This window comes from Patulibacter sp. (assembly GCF_030655195.1).
In the GTDB taxonomy this organism is placed as follows: Bacteria; Actinomycetota; Thermoleophilia; order Solirubrobacterales; family Solirubrobacteraceae; genus Patulibacter.
On record NZ_JAURWA010000042.1, the window covers coordinates 12,593 to 32,863 of the forward strand.

At 75.1% G+C, this 20,271-nt stretch carries 20 protein-coding genes; 8 read left to right on the top strand and 12 right to left on the bottom strand.

From position 1 onward, the window contains the following. Nucleotides 1-2: 2 nt before the first annotated feature. Nucleotides 3-1,130, bottom strand: a complete 1,128-nt coding sequence (gene dgt / locus Q7T67_RS04515; RefSeq protein WP_304786432.1) for a dGTP triphosphohydrolase — start codon at nt 1,128-1,130, stop codon at nt 3-5. A 153-nt stretch (nt 1,131-1,283) separates the two neighbouring features. Beyond that, nucleotides 1,284-2,006 carry a DNA repair protein RecO gene (recO, locus tag Q7T67_RS04520; protein ID WP_304786433.1) on the bottom strand — a complete coding sequence of 241 codons (723 nt, stop codon included), beginning with the start codon at nt 2,004-2,006 and terminating at the stop codon, nt 1,284-1,286. Between the two features lie 24 nt (nt 2,007-2,030). Here recO and grxC point away from each other — a divergent pair, with 24 nt between their 5' ends. Beyond that, nucleotides 2,031-2,285 carry a glutaredoxin 3 gene (gene grxC, locus Q7T67_RS04525; protein WP_304786435.1) on the top strand — a complete coding sequence of 85 codons (255 nt, stop codon included), beginning with the start codon at nt 2,031-2,033 and terminating at the stop codon, nt 2,283-2,285. Nucleotides 2,286-2,309: 24 nt separating this feature from the next. Here grxC and mutM read toward each other — a convergent pair whose 3' ends face one another. From mutM to xerD, 4 genes are read right to left on the bottom strand one after another with little or no spacing between them, the layout of a single operon-like run. Beyond that, on the bottom strand, nt 2,310-3,158 hold the full coding sequence (gene mutM / locus Q7T67_RS04530) for a bifunctional DNA-formamidopyrimidine glycosylase/DNA-(apurinic or apyrimidinic site) lyase (RefSeq protein ID WP_304786437.1): 849 nt from the start codon (nt 3,156-3,158) through the stop codon (nt 2,310-2,312). Nucleotides 3,159-3,214: 56 nt separating this feature from the next. Further along, nucleotides 3,215-4,432: a phosphopentomutase gene (locus Q7T67_RS04535; RefSeq protein ID WP_304786439.1), complete on the bottom strand. Its 1,218-nt coding sequence runs from the start codon at nt 4,430-4,432 to the stop codon at nt 3,215-3,217. Beyond that, a complete protein-coding gene (locus tag Q7T67_RS04540; protein ID WP_304786442.1) occupies nt 4,429-5,172 on the bottom strand; it encodes a hypothetical protein in 744 nt (247 codons plus the stop codon). Before Q7T67_RS04540 ends, Q7T67_RS04535 begins: the two co-directional genes overlap by 4 nt. Before the next feature lie 53 nt (nt 5,173-5,225). Further along, a complete protein-coding gene (xerD, locus tag Q7T67_RS04545; protein WP_304786444.1) occupies nt 5,226-6,194 on the bottom strand; it encodes a site-specific tyrosine recombinase XerD in 969 nt (322 codons plus the stop codon). A 174-nt stretch (nt 6,195-6,368) separates the two neighbouring features. Between xerD and Q7T67_RS04550 the strand changes: the two genes are divergently transcribed. Together Q7T67_RS04550 and Q7T67_RS04555 are read left to right on the top strand one after the other, a co-directional pair. Beyond that, complete coding sequence (locus Q7T67_RS04550) at nt 6,369-7,193, top strand: S9 family peptidase (protein WP_304786446.1); 825 nt, start codon at nt 6,369-6,371, stop codon at nt 7,191-7,193. 66 nt (nt 7,194-7,259) lie between these two features. Then, nucleotides 7,260-8,213 carry a glycosyltransferase family 2 protein gene (locus tag Q7T67_RS04555; protein ID WP_304786448.1) on the top strand — a complete coding sequence of 318 codons (954 nt, stop codon included), beginning with the start codon at nt 7,260-7,262 and terminating at the stop codon, nt 8,211-8,213. Nucleotides 8,214-8,243: 30 nt separating this feature from the next. Here the strand turns inward: Q7T67_RS04555 and Q7T67_RS04560 are convergent, their stop codons facing one another. From Q7T67_RS04560 to Q7T67_RS04585, 6 genes are all read right to left on the bottom strand, one after another. Further along, nucleotides 8,244-8,795, bottom strand: a complete 552-nt coding sequence (locus tag Q7T67_RS04560) for a serine O-acetyltransferase (protein WP_304786450.1) — start codon at nt 8,793-8,795, stop codon at nt 8,244-8,246. A 66-nt stretch (nt 8,796-8,861) separates the two neighbouring features. Then, the gene (locus Q7T67_RS04565; protein ID WP_304786452.1) at nt 8,862-9,665 is read right to left on the bottom strand and encodes a class I SAM-dependent methyltransferase; all 804 of its coding nucleotides are present in this window, start codon (nt 9,663-9,665) and stop codon (nt 8,862-8,864) included. Next, nucleotides 9,662-10,567, bottom strand: a complete 906-nt coding sequence (locus tag Q7T67_RS04570; RefSeq protein WP_304786454.1) for a class I SAM-dependent methyltransferase — start codon at nt 10,565-10,567, stop codon at nt 9,662-9,664. The genes Q7T67_RS04565 and Q7T67_RS04570 overlap by 4 nt, the downstream gene beginning before the upstream one ends. Then, a complete protein-coding gene (locus tag Q7T67_RS04575; RefSeq protein ID WP_304786456.1) occupies nt 10,564-11,706 on the bottom strand; it encodes a glycosyltransferase family 4 protein in 1,143 nt (380 codons plus the stop codon). The genes Q7T67_RS04570 and Q7T67_RS04575 overlap by 4 nt, the downstream gene beginning before the upstream one ends. Before the next feature lie 83 nt (nt 11,707-11,789). Beyond that, entirely contained in the window at nt 11,790-12,905 is a 1,116-nt protein-coding gene (locus Q7T67_RS04580; RefSeq protein WP_304786458.1) for a glycosyltransferase, read from the bottom strand. A gap of 145 nt (nt 12,906-13,050) precedes the next feature. Beyond that, nucleotides 13,051-13,602 (bottom strand): NUDIX hydrolase, encoded by a 552-nt coding sequence (locus Q7T67_RS04585; protein WP_304786460.1) that lies wholly within the window; start codon nt 13,600-13,602, stop codon nt 13,051-13,053. Between the two features lie 223 nt (nt 13,603-13,825). Here Q7T67_RS04585 and Q7T67_RS04590 point away from each other — a divergent pair, with 223 nt between their 5' ends. From Q7T67_RS04590 to Q7T67_RS04610, 5 genes are read left to right on the top strand one after another with little or no spacing between them, the layout of a single operon-like run. Next, on the top strand, nt 13,826-15,331 hold the full coding sequence (locus Q7T67_RS04590) for a polysaccharide biosynthesis tyrosine autokinase (RefSeq protein ID WP_304786462.1): 1,506 nt from the start codon (nt 13,826-13,828) through the stop codon (nt 15,329-15,331). A gap of 24 nt (nt 15,332-15,355) precedes the next feature. After that, nucleotides 15,356-16,747, top strand: coding sequence for an O-antigen ligase (locus Q7T67_RS04595; protein ID WP_304786464.1), 1,392 nt, complete (start codon nt 15,356-15,358; stop codon nt 16,745-16,747). Further along, entirely contained in the window at nt 16,737-17,621 is an 885-nt protein-coding gene (locus Q7T67_RS04600) for a bifunctional 2-polyprenyl-6-hydroxyphenol methylase/3-demethylubiquinol 3-O-methyltransferase UbiG (protein ID WP_304786466.1), read from the top strand. The genes Q7T67_RS04595 and Q7T67_RS04600 overlap by 11 nt, the downstream gene beginning before the upstream one ends. 7 nt (nt 17,622-17,628) lie before the next feature. After that, nucleotides 17,629-19,167, top strand: a complete 1,539-nt coding sequence (locus tag Q7T67_RS04605; protein ID WP_304786468.1) for a flippase — start codon at nt 17,629-17,631, stop codon at nt 19,165-19,167. After that, nucleotides 19,164-20,165, top strand: coding sequence for a hypothetical protein (locus tag Q7T67_RS04610; RefSeq protein WP_304786470.1), 1,002 nt, complete (start codon nt 19,164-19,166; stop codon nt 20,163-20,165). Before Q7T67_RS04605 ends, Q7T67_RS04610 begins: the two co-directional genes overlap by 4 nt. The last annotated feature ends 106 nt before the right edge of the window (nt 20,166-20,271 follow it).

Genomic DNA, 20,271 nt, shown 5'->3' on the forward strand with positions numbered 1-20,271 from the left:
CCCTACCCCGCGTGCACGCGGGGGATCACGAGGTCCGCGTACGCGCGCAGCGCGTAGCGGTCGGTCATGCCGGCGACCCAGTCCGTCGCGCGCTGCAGGGCGTCCGCGTCGGGATCCGCCTCGCGCTGCACGTGGTACTGGTCCCACCCGCCGTCGGCCGGGCCTATGGGCAGCCGGGCGGCGGGCGGTGCCTCGCCGTCGTCGTCGGCGGACGTCTCGAGGTGGTGGTCGAAGAGCCGCCGGACGAGCTCGTGGGCGCGACGGTGCTCGGCCTGCGCCGCGGGTGCCAGGTAGACGTGCTCGAACATCCAGGTGCGCAGGGCGTCCATCGCCTCGCCGGCCGCGTCGCCCTGGGCGATGTCGCCCGCCGCGCGCGAGGTCTCGACGAGGTCCTGCACGAGCCGGTCGATGCGCCGCGAGGGCGTCGGTCCCAGCTCGCCGATCGGGCCGGCGGGCAGGTCGCGCTCGCGCAGCACGCCTGCGCGGATCGCGTCGTCGATGTCGTGGTTGAGGTAGGCGATGCGGTCGACGATGCGGACGATCCGTCCCTCGAGCGTGCGCGGCATCGGCGACCGGCCCGAGTGCCCCGCGACGCCGTCGACGACGTCCGCGCAGAGGTTCAGCGCCCGGCCGCCGACCTCGCGCACCGTGCTGGGCGCGTCCTCGAGCGTCGTGATGATCCGGACGGAGTGCTCCCAGTGCCGGAACCGCCGGCCGTGGGGCTTCAGGCACGCGTCCAGCGCGTCCTCGCCGATGTGCCCGAACGGGGCGTGGCCCAGGTCGTGCGCCAGGCCGACGGCCTCGACGAGGTCCTCGTTGAGCTCCAGCGCGCGGGCGACCGTGCGGGCGATGCCGGTGACCTCGAGCGTGTGGGTCAGCCGCGTGCGGTAGTGGTCGCCCTCCGGCGCCAGGAACACCTGGGTCTTGTGCTTGAGCCGCCGGAACGCCTTGGAGTGGACGACGCGGTCGCGGTCGCGCTGCAGCGGCGTGCGCAGCGGGTCGTCCTGCTCGTCGGCGGCGCGCCCCGTCGGCCAGGTGCGGGCCGCGGCGGGCGCGAGGAACGCGTCCTCGAACGCGCGGCGCCGGGCGTGCGGGTCGCCGAGGCTCGAGGTGGGGGCGACGGCGGACATCGGTCCCCATGATCGCACCCCGGGGTCCCGGAGCCGGGGACGACACGATGTCGGCCCGCGTCGCCACGCGGAGCGCCGTCCCGAGGCGCGCCGGCGGTCGGTCGGGGCGGGCTCCGCGGCCCCTCGGTCGGCACCCGGAGCGCCGGACCGTCGTCAGTCGTCGCGGGCCCGCAGGTCGACGCCGAGGTGGTGCATCGCGATGCCCTCGAACGCCCGCGCCACCTGGCGGGACGGACGCTCACCGAGCCGGGGCGCGGCCGACAGCGGGGCGCCGAGGGCGTCGACCATGAACGACAGCGACTCCGCGGCGATGCCCGGGGCGCCCGCCTGGTGGCTCGCGCAGACGACGCCGCCACCGGCCGCGTCGAAGCCGACGAGGTGCTCGGCACGGCCGCAGTGCACGCACGCACCGAGCGCGGGCGGGACCCCGAGCGCGTAGAGGAGCTTCAGCCGGAACGCCTGCTGCAGCCCCTCGTGCGCCTCGTCGGGGCGGGCGTCCAGCAGGGCCAGGAGCGTGCGGACGAGGCCGTGGACCCGCTCCGCCGGCTCGTCGGGCGCCGCGGTGCGGTCCACCACGTGGCAGGCGCGCTGGGCGTGCGTCAGCGCCGCGTGGCTCGTGAGGATCCGGTGGTGCACCACGACCGTGTCGGCGCCGACGACGGTGTGCAGGTCGCTGCGACCGCGGATCAGCTCGAGACGCACCACCGACAGCGGCTCGAGGCGCCCGCCGAGCTTGCTCTTCGGCCGACGCGCCCCGCGGGCGACGGCGCCGATCCGGCCGTGCTCGGGCGTGATCGCGTGGAGGATGCGGTCCGCCTCGCCGTACCGCATGGAGCGGAGCACGACGGCCTCCGTGCTCACTCGCGTGCCGCTCACGGGCCTACTATACTTTGTGAAGTCATGAGTTCGATCACGGTCTACACCACGAACGCCTGCCCCTTCTGCGTCCGCGCCAAGGCGCTGCTCGACAAGCGGGGCCTCCCCTACGAGGAGGTCAACCTCGGGCGCGATCCCGAGACGCGGGCCGAGCTCGCGCAGAAGACGGGGATGATGACGTTCCCGCAGATCCTCATCGACGAGCAGCTCGTCGGCGGGTTCGACGAGCTGTCGGCGGCCGACAAGTCCGGTCGCCTCAAGGAGCTCGTCGGCGCCTGAGCCGCGACCCGGGCCGCGCCCGGGTCACCCCGCCGCCGGCCGCCGCCGCGCCCGAGGGCGCGGTTGGCAGCGGTCGCAGCTGTAGGTCCCCCGTCCCGCGACGACGCGCTTGATCACCGGCGCGCCGCAGGCCGGGCACGGCAGGCCCGCGCGCCGGTGGACCGCGAAGTCGTTCTGGAACCACCCCTCGACGCCGTCGACGTGACGGAAGTCGTCGATCGTCGCGCCGCCCGAGGCGATCCCGTGCTCCAGGGACACCCGCACGCCCTCCGCGAGCAGCGCGCACTGCGACCGGGTCAGCCGGTCCCCCGGCCGCTGCGGGTGGACGCGCGCGAAGAACAGCGCCTCGTCGGCGTAGATGTTGCCCACGCCCGCGACGACCAGCTGGTCGAGCAGGAGCGCCTTGATCGGGGACCGGCGGGTCCGGACCGCGGCGTGCAGCGCGGCGCCGTCGAACGCGTCGCCGAGGGGCTCGGGACCGAGGCGGTCGTCCAGGTACGCGGCCGCCGCGGCGTCGTCGGCGAAGAACCGCCCCGTCCCGAAGCGGCGCGGGTCGCAGAAACGCACGACGGTCCCGTCGTCGAGCGTCAGGACGACCCGCTGGTAGGGCACGTCGTCCGCGGCGCCGACGAGCAGCGTGCCGGTCATGCGCAGGTGCAGCAGGAGGGTGCCGGCGTCCGTCCGCCAGACGAGGTGCTTGCCGCGGCGCTGCAGCGCGAGGATCCGTCGTCCGACGAGGGCGGCCTCCGTGCCCGCGACGTCGTCCGGGTCGCACCAGCGGGGGTCGAGGATCTCGAGCCCCTCGACGATCCGGCCCTCGAGGTGCGGCCGCAGCTGCCGCGTGATCGTCTCCACCTCGGGCAGCTCGGGCACCCCTCCGACGGTACGGACCGGGCACGGGCGACGCCTCGTGGAGCGGGTGGGCGGGCTCAGCCGCCGGGGACCGGGGCGGCGTCCGGCAGGAACGAGCGACCCGGCACCCGGTCGGTGCCGGCGCCCGACAGCCAGTGCAGGACGGTCGCCCCGACGTCGGCCAGGGTCCCGTCGTGCCGGGAGCTCAGCGGGGCACCGTCGGGACCGGCGGCCACCGCCAGCAGCGGCGCGTGCTCGCGGGTGTGGAAGGCGTGGGGCGCGGCGGGATCGACGCCGTGGTCGGCGGTCAGGACGAGCAGGTCGGAGGGCCGCAGCCGCGGCAGCCACCGGCCGACCGCGGCGTCGACGCCCCGCAGGGCCGCGTGGAAGCCGGCGGTGTCCTTGCGGTGGCCGTAGCGGTCGTCGGTCTCGACGAGGTTGACGAACGCGAGTCCGCCGGGGAGCGCGTCGAGCAGCCCGTCGACCGCCTCGATGCCGGCCGCGTTGGTCGACGCCGGGGTGGTCGCGTCGAAGCCGCGGCCCGCGAAGACGTCGACGACCTTGCCGACGCCGTGCACCGGGACGCCGCGGTCGCGCAGCTCGTCGAGGTGCGACCGCGACGGTGCGGGGGTCGCGACGTCGAGCCGACCGCCCGTGCGGCGGAAGGCCCCGGGAGGCCCGGTGAACGGCCGGGCGATCACGCGTGCGGGGCGCGAGGCGTCGGGCAGGCCCGTGTGGAGCCGGCGGCAGAGCGCGTGGAGCTCCCCCTCGGCGAGGACGTCGGCATGTGCGGCGACCTGCAGCACCGAGTCCACCGACGACGTGTAGAGGATCGGCCGACCGCTGCGCAGGTGCTCCGGCCCCCAGCGGTCCAGCGCGCGCAGACCGTCGCTGACCGCACCGCTCAGGAGCGGCAGGCCGGCGGCCCGGCCCATCAGGCCGAGCTCGTCGGCGGGCACGCCGGTCGGCCAGCTCGGCAGCTCGTCGGGGGCGGCGACGCCCATGAGGCCCCAGTGGCCGGAGATCGAGTCCTTGCCCGGACCGATCGCGGCGAGCCGTCCGTGGACGGCGGGCCGGGGCGACGGCGGGACGCCCTGCACGGCGGTCAGGTGCCCCAGGCCGAGGCCGCCGAGGACCGGCAGGTCGAGGCCGCCCTCCAGTCGCGCCAGGTGGCCGATCGTGTCGCAGCCGGCGTCCCCGTAGTCGGCGGCGTCGGGCAGGGCACCCACCCCGCAGGCGTCGAGCACGACGACGAACGCACGACGGGCCGTCGACGGGCGGTCCGGCCCGCTCACCGGCCGTCGCCGGGCACCTCGTCCTGGGCGCGGACGCGGCGCCAGTCCGGGGCGATGGTCAGGGAGCGCAGCACGGGCCGGAAGACGGTCTCGTCGATGCGGCGGAACGACGAGTTCGTGGAGTACGCGTCGATGACGATCTCGCGCCCACCGACGAAGACGTGGGTGGAGCGGATCGTGCGCGGGCGACCGAGGACGTTCGCCGTCCCACGGACCTGGATCGCGGGGAGCCCGTCGTAGCGCGTCACGACCGCGGCCTTGCGGACGAAGCTCGCCTCGCGCTGACGTGACGCGGAGAGCAGGTCGCGGCGGGCGACCTGCAGCTCCTCGCGCGTCGCCGGCCCCTTCCGGCCGCGGGGGTAGATCCAGATCGAGACGATCCCCGGACCGCTCGAGACGACGCAGCGCAGGTACGGCTGGTTCTCGTCGGGGAGCGCGCCGCGGTCGTCGCACCCGCGCGTGGTCCACGGGTCGCGCGGCAGCTTGACCAGGGTGCCCAGGCCGATGTTCTGCACCGTGAAGCCCCCGCTCGGCGGCGACGGCCGGACGATCTCGGTGGGCCGCGTGCGCTCGCGTCCCCCGCCGAGGAGCGGCATCAGCAGGATCGCGACGGCGAAGACCACGACCGCGGCGGGCCCCAGACGGAACCAGGACCGGCGATCGGCGGCGGGACGGGCGCCGGGCGGACCGAACGTCGGGCGCCGCGGGATGCGACGAGGCGTGCGCGGGGCGGAGGCCACCGGGCGATTCTGGCGCACCGGGTGGATCGGCGCCCCGGGGCCCCACCGACCGATCAGGCGTGCTGGGCGCGCGGGTGCGCGTCCCGGTACACGTCCTGCAGGCGTTGGGCCGAGAGGTGCGTGTACATCTGCGTCGTGGCGATGTCGGCGTGGCCGAGCATCTCCTGCAGGGTCCGCAGGTCGCAGCCGCCGGCCAGCAGGTGGGTCGCGAAGCTGTGGCGCAGGGTGTGCGGGCTCATGCGGTCGTCGAGGCCGGCGCTCTTGGCGTGGCGCTGGACGATCTTGTAGAGCCCCTGCCGGCTGAGCTTCCCGCCGCGCGCGTTGACGAAGAGCGCGCGTTCACTGCCTCCGCCGACCATCGTGCCGCGGCCGTCGCGGACGTACCGCACGAGCGCGTCGATCGCCCGCCGTCCGACCGGGACCATCCGCTCCTTGCTGCCCTTGCCACGGGCACGGAGCATCGCGTCCTCCAGGTCGACGTCGCCGATCTCCAGACCCGTGGCCTCGCTGGCGCGCAGGCCGCAGGCGTACATCAGCTCGAGGATCGCCTTGTCGCGCAGCACGATCGGCTCGGCGCTGCCGTCGCGGCCGGGCATCGCCAGGAGCTTGGCGACCTCGGCGCGGGTCAGGACCTTCGGCAGCTGTTCGCGCTTCTGGGGCCCGCGCACGTCGGCGGTCGGGTCCGCATCGAGCAGCCCCTCGCGACGGACGTGGCGGTAGAAGGACCGCAGGCAGGCGGCCTTGCGCTGCACGGTCGCCGCGGCGGCAGGCTTGCGCACCGTGCCCTCGGGGCCCGGGCTGCCCCCGGCCAGGCCGTCGAGGAAGGCGCTGATGTCCTCACCCGTGGCGCTCAGCACGTCGTGCTCGCGTGCCTCCATGAACTGGGCGTACTGGCCCAGATCGGACCGGTAGGCGTCGAGGGTGTTGCGCGACAGGCCGCGCTCGAACTCCAGGTACGCCAGGAAGTCGAGGACGAGCCCCTGGACGGTGGGGAGCGTGGTGGCCGCGGCGGTTGGCTGCATGGACGCCGTCTGGATGCGCCCTCCCGGCCCGGCCCCCTGCCGCGTGCAACGGGCCGCCCGCCCGTTGCAACGAACGGTGCGACGGCGCGGATCCCCCCGGTCCTGACGACGGAGGGCGACACGCCGCCCCCGAACCGTCCCGAGGGCGCGCGCGAGGGGATTATCCTGCGGGTCGTGAGAGCACTGAACGGCGTCGCCGTCGTCCCGCTGGTCGCCCTGGCCGTCGCGCTGACCGGGTGCGGTGCGAAGGACGACGTCGCCCCGCCGGCCGACGCGCTCCCGAGCGGGGGCGGGCGCCCGCCCGCGACGGTCGGCCTCCCGTCCGACCCGAACGACCGTGCGAGCCCGAAGGGCGTCGTGATGCTCGTCCGTGGCGGCGGCTGGGCCGGTCCGGATCCCGCGACGATGCGGGCGCAGCGTCCCGCGGCGCGCTTCCTGCAGGAGTCCGGCTTCATCACGGTCTCGCCCGACTACCGTGCGGGGACGCAGGGGTTCCGCGACCTCCTCGCCCGCTACGACCAGACCCGGAAGCGGTTCCCGAACGACCGCGTCTGCCTCTTCGGGCAGTCGGCCGGCGGGCACCTCGCACTCCTCGTCGCCTCGCGACGCCCCGACGTGGCGTGCGTCGTGAGCCAGGCGGCCCCGACCGACCTCACCGCGCTCGCCCGCGACGCGCCCGGCGCCCCGACCGCCGGGTGGGCGCGTCGCGCGTTCGGTGCGGACGGCCTGCGCAGGTACAGCCCCAGCGCCGTGGCGTCGACGCTGCGGATGCCCGTCCTCCAGATCGCGGCGGAGAACGACCGGTACGTCCCCATCGCCCAGGTGCGCCGGCTCGAGAGCGCGCTGCCCGCCGGTCGGCTCGTCGTCCTCGGGGCAGGGTCCGCGCCGTTCGTGCACTCCACCGTCGACGCGGACCAGCTCGCGAAGGCGGGCGAGACGCAGAACGCGTTCCTCGAACGGAGCCTCGCCTCGAGCGGCGGGCGCGGGACGACGCCGTGAGGCTCCCCGGGTGCTCGTCGCTCGTGCACGTGCGACCACGCCCCGACGGACGTAGGATGCGCCGACATGGCACCGACAGGGGCTGAGACGCCCGCACCAGCGGACCACGAGCGGCCGGACGACGCCTCGACGACCCCCCGGATCACCGTCGTGATCCCGGTCTGGGGCGCCCACGCCGCGTACGTCCCCGAGGCCGTGGCGACGGTGCTGCAGGACGACGTCCCGGTCCGGGTGCTCCTCGTTGACAACGCCGCCGACGAGCCCGTGCCCGCACCGGTCGGGGCGGAGGTCCTGCGGCTGCCGGAGCGCCTAGCCGTCGGTGCGGCACGCAACGCCGGCCTGTGGGCGGTCCGCACGCCGTACGTCATGTTCTGGGACGCGGACGACCTGATGCTCCCGGGGACGCTGACGCGCCTGATGTCCGTCCTCGACGCGGACCCGGGGACCGTGGCCGTCACGGCGCAGAGCCGGACCTGGACGCCCGAGGGCGGCCCCCGCGAGATCTGGCCGTGGCCCCGCGACCCGATGTACCGCTTGTGCAACCGGCGGCGGCTGTTCGCCCTGATCTCGACCGTCCTCAACCCGTTCACGACGACGGGACCGGCGCTGCTGCGCACCGCGCCGACGAAGGACGCCGGCGGGTTCGCCGAGGAGATCGAGTTCTTCGAGGACTGGTCGCTGTCGACGCACCTCGCCATCCGCGGACGGGTGCGGATGCTTCGCGCGGAGGGCCGGCTCTACCGCGTCCACGGCGACTCGCTGAGCCTCGGGCATCTCGACCACCCCGACCAGCGGCTGTGGCTCGCCGGCATGCGCCGACGCATCCGCCGCGACCCCGTGACGCCGGTCTGGCTCCGGGTGGCGATGCCGCTTGTGTGGGTCGGCCACGTCCTCCGCGTCCGCCGCGCGGTCCGGCCCGACGTCGGGCTGGGGCTCTACGAGGACGCGCTCGGTCAGGGTGGCGCGACCCCTGGTGCGGCGGACGCCGGGGCCCCGACGCCGGGACCGGGGACGCCGTAGCCGCCGCGTCACGGCCGACGCCGCTCGCCGTCAGGGCGTGCGGTCGACCTCACGGGAGAACGACGACTCGCGCATCGGCTCGACGACGCCGCGCTTGACCACCGAGTTCGGCGGGACGTCGGACGTCACGAAGTTCGCTGCGCCGACGATGGACCCCTCGCCGATCGTGACGTTGCCGATGATGATCGCTCCCGGGTAGATGGCGACCCGGTCGCCGATCCTCGGTGCCCGGCCGTGGGCGTCCCCGCCGATCGACACGTTGTGGGAGATCAGCACCTCCGACCCCAGGTGCACGCCGGGCCCGATGAGGATCCCCATCGGGTGGGGCAGCCGGAGGCCCGGACCGATCTCGATGTGACCGGTCCAGTCCATGCCGTGCTTCGACACGAGGACCTGCCGCCAGAACCACCCCAGGTACCGCGGGGAGGCGTTCGCCAGCCGGTACAGCAGCACGGCGTGGAGCGACGGGTTCGTCACGAGGCGCGGGAGGAAGGCGAGCCGGCTCTTCCGGGGCGAGTCGCCCCGGTCCCGGTACAGCGCGCGGTAGTCGGCGGTGAAGAGTTCCCAGAACGTGGGGGCCATCGGATTCCCGTGTCGGTCGGTGGGGCGTCGCAGTATAGGTCGGTGGGCGAGCGCGATCCGGAGGCCTCAGCGACCGTCCGTCCGCTGCGCCAGCACGACGAGATCCCAGGGGCGCCCGAGTCGCAGGCGCCGGTCCAGATGGGCGACGAGGCGCACCACGCCGGCGGGGACGTAGCCCACCGTGGGGTCGCCGAACACGACGCGCCCCTGGAGGCGCCAGACCGCGATCAGCGCCCGCAGGAGCCCGTACATGCAGGTGCCACGCGCCAGGACGGTGAAGCCCGCGTCGCGCAGGAGCGCGTCGAGCTGCGCCGGGGCGTAGCCCTCCCGGACGTGGGCGGGATCGAACGGCGCGGGGGGCATCGGCACGCTCACGAGCGCCGTGCCGCCCGGCCGGACGACCCGTGCGAGCTCGGTGGCCGCCCGGCGCTCGTCCTCGATGTGCTCGAGGACCTCGAAGCACACCGCGCTGTCGAAGGACGCGTCGTCGAACGGCAGGTCGGTCAGGGACGCGCGGTGTTGGGTGTGCCCCGGACGATCGTCGCCGGCGGGCGGGTCGAGGTCCACGTGGGCGACGCTCCGGACGCCGCGCTGCTCCGCGAGGAACGCGTCGTACAGGCCGTCCCGACCGGACCCCGCGTCGAGCACGGCGCCCGTCACCCCCGGGCCGCCCGCGACCAGGGCGCGGAGCACCGGCGTCTGCGCGATGCGCCGGGCGTCGTCGAACTGCCCGGGCCGGAGCGGTCCCCGGGCGAGGAGGCGACCGATGCGCCGTGCGGTCCCGCCCCGCCCGACCGGAGGGGCGTCGGCCGTTGTCTCGTCCCGCGGGACCGCCGCCGTCACGGGCGATCCGCCGTCCCCCACGCTCATCGGGCCCGCAACCACATGGATCCGGGGTTGAACGCGTGCGCCATCTGCGGCACCGCCCGCGCCACGACGTCGGGGTGCTCCCGGGCCAGCGCGGCGTTCCCCAGGACGACCTCGTAGCGGTCGTTGCCCGACAGGTAGGCCTGCAGCAGGTACTGCTCGGCCCAGTAGACCTCGAGGTCGGAGAACCACGCCTTGGGGTACTCCCACGGGAGGAAGATGTCGTGGATGTGGACGAGGACGCCCGGGCGCAGCCGCGGGAGGACCTCGAGGATCACGAAGTTGACGTCGCTCCCGAGCTTCACGGTGTGGGTCGTGTCGACGAACAGGACGTCGCCCGCCTCGAGCTCCTCGAACCTGGCGAGCGGCACGTCGACCGCCGACACGAGGTGCAGGTCGGCGCTGGCCCGGATGGCCGTCCGGAGCTCCTCCCGCGCGAACGGGTCGTAGACGTCGTGGCGCAGCGGCGAGCCATCGGCGGCGTTCTTGGCGGCCGCGGCGGCGATCACCGTCGTGGAGTGCCCCGACCCCAGCTCCACGACCCGACCGGGCGCCGCCCAGCGGATGACGGCGTGCAGGACGTCGGCGTCCAGCGGACCGAAGAACCCGTTGGCGTAGTGGTACTCCGCAGGGTCGGCCCCCGGCTCGACGGGCGGGGTGAACTCGGGGAACCGGGGCGCCAGGTCCTGCTCGAACGTCGCGCGCTGTGCGTCGAGGTCGAACGCGACGCCCGGCATCGCGCTCGGCGTGCTCCAGCGGGCGGGGGGCTCGGCCCGCCAGTCGGGCACCGGGCTGTAGAAGTCGCGCCGCACCACGTCGAACCCGAGCGCGCCGCCGGTGCGCTGGAGCGCGGCGCGGAGGCCCAGGCGCCTGGCGGCGTGCCGGAGGGCGGCCGTTCTGTTCATGTCTGGTCCTGTTCCGTGGGACGGCGTCGACGGCGTCGACGGGGGTTGGCGAGGTGAAGGTACCGTGCGCGGAGGCCGTCGATCGAGGCCGATGCGGGGAACTCGTCGCGCACCCGGCGACGGCCACGGGCGGCCAGCGCGGCCCGGCGGTCCAGGTCCTCCAGCAGCGCGACGACGGCGTCGGCCAGGCCGTCGCGGTCGCCCTCGGGGACGATCTCCCCGGCGTCTCCCAGGACCTCGGAGAGGGACCCGCTGTCGTAGGCGACGACGGGCGTCCCGGCCTGCATGGCCTCGGCGACCGCCAGCCCGAACCCCTCGCGCCACCCACCGGGGTCGCGCACGCTGGGGGCCACGAGCACGTCGCCGCCCGCGATGAGCTCGACCGCGTCGGAGCGGTGCCCGGTGAGCACGACGCGGTCGCCCACGCCCGTCACCTCGGCCGCGCGGAGGATCTCCTCGTCGAGACCCGGGAACGCCGGGTCCGACGGGCCGACCAGCAGGACGCGGACCGTCGGCCGGCGCGCGACGATGCGCGGGAGCGCGGCCACGAGCTCGAGCTGGCCCTTCCCCAGCGCGATCCGGCCCACGAGGACGAGGACCTCGGGCGCAGCCTCGCCCCCGGCGTCGTGTCGGGGGTCCTCCCCCGCCCCGTCCGCCGCGTCGTCCGGTCCGCCGAGCCCCAGGGCGGCGAGCACGCGGGCGCGACCGGTGGCGCGGTCCACGGTGCGCTCGGGGATGCCGTTGCGGACGACGCCGGCCCGCCGGCGCCGTCGCGCGAACGGTGCCATCACGGTGCGGCTCACCCCGACGACGTCCGCGCAGCCGAGCGCCACGAGCCGCGAGAGCCGGACGTCCCCCGTGGTGTCGTGCTTCATCCACAGGATCCGCCCGCACCCCGGTCCGGCCAGGACGCAGAGCAGCGCCGCCTTGATCCCGTTCGCGTGCACCACGTCGGCGTCGAGCGCCAGCAGCGCCCGGCGCAGGCGGAGCGCGGCCCCGGGGAGGCCCCGCCCGCGCGGCGCGGGGACGACCGCGACCCGACGGCCCGCCCCGCGCAGGGCGGACACCAGCGGTCCGTCCTGCAGGACGACCACCCCCGCGACCCAGCCGTCGCCCAGGGCGTCGACGACCCCCGTCATCACGGCCTCGGCGCCCCCGAGCACCGCGCTCGGCGCGACGAACGCGACGCGGACCGGGCGTGGCCCGCGGGATGCCCGTCCCGTCACCGCGGGCCGCCCGCCCCGGTCCCGCCGCGACCGTGTCGCGAGGTGTGCGGGGCGTCCCGCCGGTCGCGGATCCGGTCGATCGCCGCGGTCAGCTCGCGGCCGAACGCCTCGGCGGAGAAGCGCTCGGCCTGTCGGGCGTAGACCGCGGGGTCGGCGTCGAGGTCGTCGAGCCGCCGGATGCACGCGGCGAACGCGTCGGCCGTGGGCTCGGGGCAGAGGAACCCCGTCCGCCCGTCGACGACCGTCTCGAGGGCCCCGCCGGCGGCCAGCGCGATGACGGGCTTGCCCGAGGCGTTGGCCTCGAGCGGCAGGAGACCGAAGTCCTCCTGCCCCGGCAGGATCGCGGCACGACACGACGCGAAGAGCTCCAGCAGCGTGGCGTCGTCGACCCGTCCGTGCAGGACGACGCCCTTCGGCGCCACGGCCCGGAGCGGCTCCAGGAGCGGCCCGGTGCCGACGATGTCGAGCCCGACGCCGGCCGCCTGCGCCGCGGCCATCGCCACGTCGACCCGCTTGTACGGGAGCAGCCGCGAGACGAGGAGCAGCCGGGTCCCGGGCGGCGACGGCGTGAAGGCGGACGTGTCGACCGGCGGGTAGACCACGTCGCTCCGGCGGCCGTAGACGGCGGCGATCCGGTCCGCCACGAGCCGCGAGATGGCGATGTACCCGTCCGGGAGGCGCGCCTTCCCCAGGTCCCAGCGACGGAGGGCGCGCAGCGGGAGCGCGGCCGCCGGGTGGGGCCGCTCGCCGCCCGTCAGGCGCGGGTAGAGCCAGCGGGCCGGCGTGTAGCAGTAGACGACGTGCGTGCTGCCCGGCGCCGTCCGCACGCCGTGCGCCCAGCCGCTGGAGCTCGAGACGACGAGGTCGTTGCGCAGGACGCCCAGCGAGCGCATCGCGGACGGCAGCACCGGTGCCAGGGCGCGGAACCGCTCGTCGACGGGCAGCCGGTCCACCCACGAGGTCCGCACGTCGCGCGCCCGGAACTCCGGGTAGACCGACCCGGGGCGGTAGAGCGAGGTGTGGATCGGTGCGTCGGGCCAGAGCGCGCTCATGGCGAGCACGACGCGCTCGGCGCCGCCGAACTGGTTCAGGTAGTCGTGGACGATCGCCACCGGGGCGTCGGCGACGGGCGCGCCGGACGTCCCCGGAGCACGGACCGGTTCAGCTGGTCGCGGCACGGCGGGGGTCGCGGAGGGACGCTCGGGGGTTCATGTCTGCGGTGCACGCACGTCGCGCGGCGGGCCGCATGCTACCCCGTCAGACACCGGGCAGGCCGTGGATCATCGCCCACTGCAGCGCGATGATCGTCTTGGCGTCCGAGACCTGCTCGAGCGCCCCCTCCAGGTCGCCGACGGGCCACCGGACGACCTCGATCCGTTCGTCCTCCCCGCTGTCGGTGCGCTGCGCCGTCAGGTCCCACGCGACGTAGAGGTGGGCGGTCTCGTCGAGGATCCCGACGGACGGCTGGAACGTCAGCATCGGCCGCAGGCTCGCGGCGGCGAACCCGACCTCCTCGGTCAGCTCGCGCCGCGCGCAGTCGGCCGGGTCCTCCCCGGGCCTGTCCAGACGGCCGGCGGGGATCTCGAGGCTGTCGGACCGCCCGATCGCCTCGCGCGGCTGCCGGGTCAGCAGGAGGTCGGAGCCGTCGTGGACGAGCATCCCGACGGAGCCCGTCGTGCGGATGATCTCGCGGCGGACCTCCGCGCCGTCCGCGTACCGGAAGGTGTCCTCGACGAGGTGCACGACCCGTCCGTCGTGGAGGGTGGTGCCGCCGGTGCGTTCGAACCGGCGGTCGGGTGGGGTCGACATGCGGCCACGGTAGCGGCGGGCGCGGCGCGCCGCGAGGCCCGGGCCGCTCCGCGGCGGGGTCCGCGGACCGGGGGATCCGCCGGGAGCGGTCCGGTGGAGCCGACGTCCCGCGGAGGGGGGCCCGACCGGCACCGCGAGGGGGATCCGGCCACCGGGGCGATATTCCCCTGGCTCCCCCGGCGCCGCTGGTAGCGTACGCGCCTGTTCGACCGAGGTCACACTTGTGGACGAGTCACCGAATTCCGTACCGCTTCGCGAGTACCTCGACGTCCTGCGGCGCCAACGCGCGCTGATCATCGGGATCGTGATCGTCGCCCTCGTGGCGTCGGTCGTGTTCTCCCTGACCCGTCAGGTGACCTACACGGCGGTCGCGAAGGTCGGCTTCAACGACCAGAGCCAGGACCTCCAGGCGCTCGGGACGCCCGCCGCCCCGGCCGCGACGCCCGAGAAGGCCGCGGCCGCGCAGGCCACGACGATCACCGGTGCTGAGGTCGCGGAGCGCGTGCGGGCGAAGCTCCGGCTCACCACCCCGGCCTCCGAGCTCCAGTCGAAGATCCAGGCCGTGGTGGAGCCGGCCAGCAACCTGGTGGACATCACGGCCGAGGCCGGGACCGCGCAGCTCGCGACGGACCTCGCCAACGCGTTCGCCGCGGAGTCCCGCGACCTGATCGCGCAGCAGACGAGCGCGCGGTACACCGCTGCCGCGCGCGACCTGCAGCGGACCGCCGCGCGACTGGGCGACGGGGCCGACGCGGTCACCCAGGCCACCTACCTGCAGCAGATCACGCGCCTGCAGGGCCTCGCACGCCTCGCGCGGCCCGTGGACGTCGTCGAGGCCGCCGAGCGCCCCGACAGCCCCACGTCGCCCCGGCCGGTGCGCAACGGCGTCCTCGCCCTGGTCCTCGGTCTCGTGCTCGCGCTCGTCGCGGTCTTCCTCCGCCAGGCCCTGGACCGCCGGATCCGGGACGTCGCCGACGTCCGCGGGCTCGTCGACCGGCCGGTCCTCGGGACCATCAAGGGCGACGCCCTGGGGAAGAGCCCGTCCGCCACGGGCGGCAAGGAGGCCCTGTCGGACGAGCACCTCGAGGCCTTCCGCATCCTGCGCACGAACGTCGGCTTCCAGCTGGCGGACGCCCGGGCCCAGGTCGTGGTGGTCACCAGCCCGCTGCCCGAGGAGGGCAAGTCGACCGTCTCGACCTTCCTCGCGCACGTCGAGGCGGCATCCGGCCGGCGGACCCTCCTCGTCGACTGCGACCTGCGGCGCCCGACCGTGGCGTCGCGCTTCGGTCTGCAGGCCGAGCCCGGCCTCTCGGACTACCTGCAGGGCCTCGCGGAGCCCGAGGACATCATCCAGACCGTGCCCGGCGGGGCGCAGGGCGGGGAGCTCGTCTGCATCGCGGCCGGCCGATCGGTGCCCGACCCGGCGGTCCTCCTGGCGAGCGAGCGCTTCCGGACCTTCGTCGCCGAGGTCTCGGCCGCCTACGACTACGTCGTCATCGACACCCCGCCGCTGCTGCCGGTGGGCGACACCCTCGAGATCGTGCCCCACGCCGCCGCCGTCCTGCTCTGCCTGCGACGCGGCCAGACGACCCGCGACCAGGCCGCTGCGGCCGTCGAGGTGCTCGGGCGGCTGCCGGACCGCCCGACGGGGATCGTCCTGACCGACGCCCGCGACGAGGGCTTCGCCTACTACGCCTACTCCCATGCGTACGCTCCCGCCGGCGCCTGAGCGGAACGGCGGGGTCGTGTCGCGTTGAGCGCCCCGGCCCGCCTCGCACCCCGCACCCCGCGGATCCCCGACGGATCGACGTTCGCCGTCGGGCTGCTGGCGGTCGCCGCCCTGCTCGGGCTGGCGGTCGCGGCCTCCGGGTCGCCGGTCCTCGTGGTCGGCGGCGTCCTCGCCCTCGTGTGGCTCGGCTTCGCGTTCGCGCGGCCGCTCCCCGCGCTGGCGGTCGCCGTCCTGGCCATCCCCCTGGACACGTTCGCCGCCGGCGGGGCCATCTCGCCCGCCCAGGGGCTGCTGCTGCTGACCGCCGTGGGAGCCGGGGCCCGGTGGTGGGCCACCCGTCCCTTGGCGGTCGTCCCGACGACCGTGGGCGTCGGGCTCGCGATCCTCGTGATCGCCAGCGGGACGGGCGTCCTGTTCGCGCCGCAGCCGTCGTATCCCCTCAGGCAGGTCGTCAACTGGGGCGCCTGCCTCCTGCTCTTCAACGCGCTGGTGTCCGCCCCGCGGACCGAGGACGTCCGACGCGTGATCCTGGCCTTCGCGGTGTGCGGCGGACTCGTCGGGCTCCTCGCGGCCGTCGCGCCGGCCACCGGACCGGTCCTCTACGACCCCGCCATCGGCGAGCGGGCCGCCGGGAGCTTCGGCAGTCCCAACGGGCTCGGCATCTTCCTCGCCCTCGCCATCCCGTGCCAGCTCGCGCTGCTCCTGAAGGGGCCGGTCCTGTGGCGGCCGCCGATGGCCGTCGCCCTGCTGTGCGCCACGTTCGGGCTCAGCCTCACGCTGTCGCGCGGCGCGTTCCTCGGCCTGGCGGTCGGCCTGCTCGTGCTCATGCTCTGGCGGCCGTTCCGTCGCGCCGCAGGAGCCGGCGTCCTGCTGCTCGTCGTGCTGAGCATCGTCGGCGCGAACCCGCTGACGTCCTCCGTCGACGCCGACAGGATCGTCTCCCGGATCTCGGGGACGTCGAGCGAGGCGGGGACCGATCCGCGGGGCCAGGTCTACCGCACCGTCCCGCGGATGGTCGCCGACCGCCCGCTGCTCGGCGTCGGCGCGCTCGAGTTCCGCGACTACTCCGTCCAGTACGGGATCCCCATCACGGGTGGCGTGACGACGCACGCCCACAACATCGCGCTCACGATCCTCGTCGAGCTCGGGATCTTCGGCCTGATCGGCCTGGTCGCCTTCTCGGTGGGGCTCGTCGCGGCGATCCGCCGCGCGGTCAGCGCCAGGGCGGAGCTCGACCGCGCGCTCGCCTTCGGGCTCGGGGCCTCGTTCGTCGCCCTGGCGGTCCAGGGACTCGTGGACTACCCCCTCGAGAACTTCAACATCGCCGTGGCCGTCTTCGTGCTCGCGGGATGCGCCACGCACCTCGGGCTCGTCGCCCATCGTCGTCCCCGATCGGAGGATCTCCGTGTCCCGTGACCCGTGGCGGACCGTCCCGGCCGCCGCCCAGGACGATCCGCTGGCCCTCGCCGAGCACCTCGACATCGAGGTCTGGCTGCCCGGGGCCGAGCGGTCGAGTCCGCGCCGCCACGCGGGGAGGATCGTGCGCGAGTCGCTGCGCGGTCGTCTGCCCGTGCGGTACGCGACCGACTCCTGGCGGGTGCCCTTCGACCGGCTGCTCGCCGAGTCGCTGCGCCCGGGCATCCGCATCCTCGACGTCGGAGCGGGGTCGTTGCCCGTCGTCCCCGTCGAGGATCGGCCGCCGGGCGTCGAGTACGTGGGTCTGGACGTCGAGGAGGACGAGCTGTTGAAGGCTCCCCCGGGCTCCTACGACGACCATCGGGTCGCCGACATCACGGTCCTCCAGCCGGACCTCGTCGGCCAGTTCGACCTCGTCCTCTCGTGGCTGACGATGGAGCACGTCGAGAACGTCCCGCTGGCCCTGCACAACCTGGGCCGCTACCAGCGACCGGGCGGCAGGTTCCTCGGCTACCTCGCCGGCTCGTGGTCGATCGGCTCGGTCCTCAACCGCGTGGTCCCGCACTCCGCCGCGAAGCTGCTCATGCACCGGCTGCTGGGCCGGCAGCCCGAGACCGTGTTCCGCGCGCACTACGACCACTGCACCTACGACGAGCTGACGACGGTCGGCGAGACCGCGTGGGGCCGCGCGACGGTGGTCCCGGTGTTCACCGCGGGCTGGTACTTCTCGTTCTCCCCCGCGCTGCGGGCCGCCTACCTGCTGTACGAGGAGTGGGCGGCGTCCGGGGCGCACCCGAACCTGGCGTCGTACTACATCCTCGACGCCGTCGCGGCCGAGGACCCGGACGACCCCCCGGCCTCCGGCCGAGCCTGAGCCGGCGATGGCCGACGAGCCCAGCAGCGTCGCGGGCGCTCCCGCCGCCGCGGTCGCGGGAGCCCCCGGCGACGTCACCGGCATCCCCGCCACCGACGCGGACGGCCACGGCGGCGTCGCGGGCGCGCGGCGGATCGCCGCGAACTCGGTGATCCAGGCCGGTGGCGAGGCCGGCAGCAAGGTCGCCATGCTCGTCCTCTACGCCGTCATGGCGCGGGAGCTCGGACAGCAGGACTTCGGCGACTTCACCTCCGCCGCGTCGCTCGCGCTGCTCGTCCTCGTCGCCGGCTTCGGCGTCGACTTCACGACGACGAAGCTCGTCGCCCGCGGCGACGTCGCCGCCGGCGACGCGTTCCGCGACTCCGTCACCACGAAGGTCGGGCTCGGCGTCCTCGTGATCGCCGCGGTGGTCGGCGTCGCCGCGATCGGCGGGTACGACCGGCAGGTCGTGATCGGGACCGCGCTCCTCGGCCTCGCGACGCTCATCGAGCTGGTGACCATGAGCGTGCACGCGGTGCTCCGGGGCGTGGAGCGCACCGGGCCGATCGCCCAGGGCCAGCTGCTCCAGCGCTCGGCGACCGCGTTCCTCGGGATCGCGGCCCTGACGCAGGGCGCCGGGCTGGTCGTCGTGGCCCTGATCTGGATCGCGTGCGCGACGATCGGCCTGCTCTTCACCCTGTCCCGTGCCCTCCGCATCGGGGCGGTGCCGCACGGGCGACGCAGCGCGGCCGGTGCCCGCGCCGTCCTCCGCGACTCGTTCGGTCTGGGCCTCTCGTCGGTGTTCGGGGCGGCGCTCTCGAGGCTCGACGTCATCATCCTCGGCCTGCTGCAGCCCGCCACCGCCGTCGCGCTCTACGGCGCGAGCTACCGCCTGTTCGAGAGCTGCCTCTTCGTCGTCGCGACGTTCGCCTTCGCCGCGTTCCCGATGCTGTCCCGCATCGGGCCCGACGACCGGGCCGCGATGGGCGTCGCGTACGGCAGGGTGCTCAAGGTCCTCGTCGTGACGACCGCACCGATGGTGCTGGCGCTGACCCTGTTCGCTGACCCGATCATCGAGCTCGTCTACGGACCGCAGTACGTCGACGCGGTGTCGGGTCTGCAGCTCCTGGCCCCGGCGATCCTGTTCACCGGAGCGTTCACGATGACCTGCAACGTGCTCGCCGCGCTGGGCCGTCAGCGCGCCGTCGTCGCGGGGCTCCTCGTCGGGGCGGCGTGCAACGCCGGCCTGAACCTCGCCCTGGTGCCCCCGCACGCCGAGGACGGCGCCGCCCTGGCGATGTCGCTCTCGATGGCGCTGACCGCCGGACTGCTGTTCGTGCTCGCCCGTCGCGCGACGGGTCCGGTCCTCGTGGTCCGGGCGACGGCGGGTCCGCTCGTCGCCTCCGCGGCCGCCGTCGCCGCGGTCCTCGCGCTCGGGGACGCCCTGGCGGTCCTGCCCGTCGCCATGGCCGTCTACGCGGGTGTCCTGGTGCTGGCGGAGCGGTCGTTGTTCCCGGCGGACTTCCGCGCTGTCAGACAGGTCCTCGTGCGCCGCTCCGTGTCATGACCGACGATCCCCGAGCGCGTCCGACCCTCGCGGTCGACGACCCGCGACTCCATCCGCCCCGGCTGCCGCCCGCCGCCCCCCGGTCCTCCGGGCCCCGCCTGCGCGAGCGGGCCGCGCTGCTGCGCCATCCCGGATGCGTCGCCGGCTACGTGGAGGGCGCGCTCGCGCGACGGGCCTACGTCGCCGGGCTCGAGCGGACCGCGACCTCGACCGAGGTCCGGGACGCCGACCTGCCCGTCGACCTGTGGTCCTTCTCGTCGCAGCGCGACCTGCCCGAGCAGGTCGCCAGCATCCGGAGCCTCCTGCGCCACGGGGGACGCCCGCGGTCGTGGACCGTCGCCTCCGACGGCAGCCACGACGACGCCGGCCGCGCGCTGCTGCGGAGGCTCCATCCGAGCGTGCGGGTCCGCGACTGGGACGACGTGGCGTCCGATCCGGATCCGGCGGTGGCGGCGTTCGCCGCGGCGCACCCCCTGGGCAAGAAGCTCGCGGTGATGTCGTCGTTGCCGGTCCTGGGCGCCACGCTGATGGTCGACTCCGACGTCCTGTTCGACATCGGGGCGGCTGATCTCGAGGTCGACCTCGCCGGGGCGGAGGCCGCCCCCCGGTACCAGCTGGACTGCTACGACGTGCTGGACGGGCGCATCGTCGACCCCGATCGCCGCACGGCGCCGACGAACACCGGGGTCGTCGTCCTGCACGGCCGGCTCGACTGGACCGACGCGGTGGGTCGCCTGGCCGCGCTGGACCGGCTGGACGACGGCGCCTGGATCGAGCAGGGCGTCGTCCACCTCGCCATGCAGGACGCCGGCGGTCTGCCGCTGGACCCCGACCGGTACGTCATCCGGGGCGACGACTACCTGCAGTACCGCGAGGCGGCGCGGCCGGCGCGGACCGTCCTGCGGCACTACGCCGGACCGACGCGGTACATGTTCTGGTGCCGCGTAGCCCACGAAGGCTTCGGGGCGCGCCTCGCGAGGACACGTCCCCGGCCCTAACGGGACGCGGACAGGTCGATCCGGGCCGCCACACGTCCCTGCCGGCCGGAACGCTCCGGTGCCGAAGGAGCAGCGACAGGTCCCGGCGGGAGGCCGACGACCCTCG